A 3815-nucleotide genomic window follows, 5' to 3' on the forward strand; every position below is an offset into this window, starting at 1 on the left:
CGGCGTTTGAGGACATCCGAACGAAGTTCGGATGCGGGGTCTGGGGCGCAGCCCCAGTTTCGGGAAGGGGCGGGTAGGGGAAAAGGTGCCCGCCGCAGGCGCAACCGGCCCGCACCCGGCAACGAGACCGCACCCCCACCGGACGGCACCCCAGCGCGCCGCAAACGTCGTTCACCCGTTCAGGCAGGCGCTCGAAGCGCAGCGCCGGTTCACAGGGGGCGCATCCGGTTGGCGGGCCCCGGCGCAGATCAAGTCTCCCTACGGTCGTAGGAGAGCGCCGCGGGGAGGACGAGGATGGCCGGGGGTCGCGAGGAACTGGTCCGGATCTGTGATCTGGCGGGCCGCCCCCGCGGTACCGGCTTCGCGGCCGACGAGGACGGCACCGTCATCACCAGCCATGAGGCCATCGACGGCCTCGCGCGCATCGTGCTGCACGCGGGCGGCGGCCGTACGTGTGTGGTCGGCGCCGATGCCGTCACCTCGTTCCCCGAGGCGGATCTCGCGCTCGTACGCACCGAAGGACTCGGCCTGCGCGCCCTGCCCCTGTCCGTACGCGAGCACGTGGAGCCCGGCGCGTACGTGCGGATCGCCGCGCTCGGCTGGCGGGAGGCGCGCGTGCTCGATGCCGGCGCGCAGGTGACGTACACCGCGACGGACCGGTTCCATCTGCTCGGCGGCGTACTGGAGTTGGCCGTCGGTACCGATGCCGCCGACGCGCTGCAGCTCGGCGGGGGAGCGGCCGGCGGTCCGGTCGTGGACACCGTGACCGGGGCCGTGCTCGGTGTGCTCGGCACGGCGCTCGACGCCGGGCACCGCGCGGCCGGTTACGCGGTGCCGCTGCGGGCGGCCGCGCGGGCCGACACCGGCGGCGCCCTCGGCGCCCTGCTCACGCGCAACGCCGCGAGCGTCCCCGCGTACGGCCGCGATCTCAATCTCGCCGGGGCGCTGCAACTCAGCGCGATCTCCGTGGGGTCCGATCTGCCGCGCGAGGAGCGCGAGCCGGTGGAACGCGAAGAGGTGGGGCGCCAGTTCGCGGAGTTCCTGGGATCGGCGTCGTATGTGCTGGGGCTCGTCGGGGATCCCGGCAGCGGCCGTACCACCGAGCTGGGTGCCCTCGCCCGCCGCCGCGCACGCGGTGGCGCACCGGCCCCGACCGTGTGGCTGCGCGGAGCCTCCCTGCGGGCGCAGGACACCTCGATCGCCGACGCGGTCGGGCGGGCCCTCGCGCACGCCGGGCGGATCGTGGCCGCGTCCGAGGGGGTGCCGGTGGCGGACGAGGAACAGGAAGGGGAGCTCGGGGACATCGGGCCCGACCGGATCGCCCGGCTCGTACGGGATGCGGGGCGGCCGTTGCTCGTGCTCCTGGACGGGCCCGAGGAGATGCCGCCGCAGCTCGCGCACCGGCTCGCCGAGTGGAGTGCCGGGACCGGGGACTGGCTGCGGGGGACCGGGGCGCGTCTGGTGGTGGCCTGCCGGCCGGAGTACTGGGAGCAGGCCGGGGCGCTGTTCCCCGGGACCGCCCTGTACGGCTCCACGCAGGGCGGGCTGCTGCCTGCCTGCGTACGCCTGGGCGGTCTGGGGGAGCGGCAGGCGGGATGGGTGCGTGGGTTGTACGGGGTGCCCGAGGGGGCGCTGATCGCGCGGGACGCCGAACATCCGCTGGCTGTAAGGCTGTTGGGGGAGGTGCGGGCCGCGCTCGGGGACGCGGTGGACGGGTGCCCCGACCGGTCCGAGGTCTTCTCCGCGTATCTGGATCTGCTCTGTCTGCGGATCGCCGTACGGCTGGCGGCTGTGCAGGACGTACGAGGCGCGGCCGTACGACGGCTCGCGGCGAAGGCGGCCGGGCGGCTGCACGAGGCCGCGCGGCGGTGTCTGGGGCCCGGGCAGGGGGAGCTGGACCGGGAGGCCTTCGAGGAGGTCTTCCCGTGGGCGACGGGATGGGCCTCCGCCGTGCTCACCGAGGGCGCGCTGGTGCCTGCGGGGGCCGGCTACCGGTTCGCGCACGAGGAGCTCGCCGACTGGATCCAGGGGGCCCATCTCGACCTGGACGCGGCCCTGTTCGCCCTCGTCCACCGCTGGCGCGAGGGCTCCGAAGCGGCTGCGGTACGCGCGCCGGGGCCGGCGCGGCTGCCCGCGCGTGTGGAGAGCCCGCGCCGGCGCCCGCGCAGGGCCACCGCGGATCCGGAGCCGGTGCGCCCCCTGCCCGTACCGCGGCACCGCATCGGCCCCGTCCTCCAGGCCCTGCTGCTCCTGGAGCGGCAGGAGGGCCCCGATCAGCTCCGGCGCCGCCTCGACGAACTCGCCCTCGCCGCCGACCACTTCGCCCTCCATGGACTGCACCCCGTCCCCAGCTGGGCGGCCGGCAGCCGCAGGAACCCCGCGGACGCGGCCTGGTGGGCCGTGCATCTGCTGACCGAGACCCTGCTCCGGGTCCCGGACGCCCGCCCGTACATGCCCGTCCTGCGGCTGCTCGCCGACCGGATCCTCGCGCGGGGGGCGGGGCGTGTGTACGAGGGGATCGGCCCGTGGTTCTGGCGGGCCCTGCCGCTGCCCGCCGAGGAGCGGGTCGATCTGCTGCGGCGCCTGGTGGTCGCCGATGCAGGGCCCGGGGAAGAGCGCTGTCTGGACACGGTCGCCGCTCTCCTCAAGGCCGAACCGGCCGTCGTGCAGCCGTTGTTGGCCCGCTGGTTCACCGACGAACGCCCCCTGGCCTCCGCGCCGGCCGCCACCGTCGCCGACGCCGCCCAGGCCCTGCTGCACACCCACCGCCACCGTGCGCTCGACGACCTCACCGAAGCCCTCGTCGACTGCGGACACCCTCGCGGCGACGAACTCCTCGCCATGCTCTGCGAGGAGGAGCCCTCAGCCCTGTGCCGCGCGGTCGACCGCTGGGCCCACGACGACCGCGCCGAACGCCGGGTGGCGGCCGCGTCGTACGGTGTGCGCGTCGCCCTGTCCCTCGATACGGAGGCGGACCGCACCCTGCTCCGCTACGCGGCCCTCGCCCTCCTCGCCCGGCCCGAGGACGGCGCGCTGCACGGTGCGGCGCTCTCCCTCCTCGTACGGGATCCGCTGACCCGGGCCCGCCACCTTCAGCTCGCCCTGAAGCGGTACGCGGCCGGCGATCCCCAGCTCTCCTCGGCGGCCCTCGCCACGGCCCTCACGACCCATCCCGAACCTGTCCTCGGCGCCTTCCGGGCCCGGTTGCGCGAGCCGGGTGCCGGGGCCGCCGAGGTCCTCGAAGCCCTCGCCGAGATCACCACACCTGCGGTCGCCCGCCGCGTGACTCATCTTGTACGCGACTTCCTCGACCTCCGGCCGGAGGCGGCCGTGCAGGCCGGCGTCTATGTGGACCGCCGCCTGGAGCAGGGGGCCCAGGCTCGGGCGACGCTCTTTCCGCTGGTCACCGGTCTCCTGCAGAGCGGACCGCCGGAGGTCCGCCGGGCCCTGGCCGGTGTGCTCGCGGCGCCGGGCAGGGGCGGGCCTTCCGCACGGGTGCTGCGCACCGAGCTGCTCGACGTGCTCCTCGAGCTGGAGCACGATCCGGCCGTCCTGGACGAGGTGCTCACTGTGGCGGTACGCACCGGGGGCGCAGACTGGTCCCGTACACGGGACCTGGTCCGCCGCTGCGGCCTGCTCCTGGTCCGCACCCCGGAGGGCGCCGCATCCTTCGACCGCCGCCTCGTCTCCCTCTCCCACGCCCGCCCGGACTTCGCCCGCGCGCTCACGGGATGGCTCGAGGAGGGGGCCGGACTGTGGGCGGTACTGGTGGGGCCCAGTGCGCGGCGGATGATTGCGGATGGGGTAGGGGTGCG

At 75.4% G+C, this 3815-nt stretch carries 1 protein-coding gene; it reads left to right on the forward strand.

Annotated features, from left to right (window positions below):
• Nucleotides 1-294 precede the first annotated feature (294 nt).
• Nucleotides 295-3815, forward strand: a 3521-nt coding sequence (locus G6045_RS39755) for a S1C family serine protease (protein ID WP_165337118.1), incomplete at its 3' end; no start/stop codon positions are given.

It is taken from the genome of Streptomyces mesophilus, assembly GCF_011044995.1.
GTDB lineage: Bacteria > Actinomycetota > Actinomycetes > Streptomycetales > Streptomycetaceae > Streptomyces > Streptomyces mesophilus.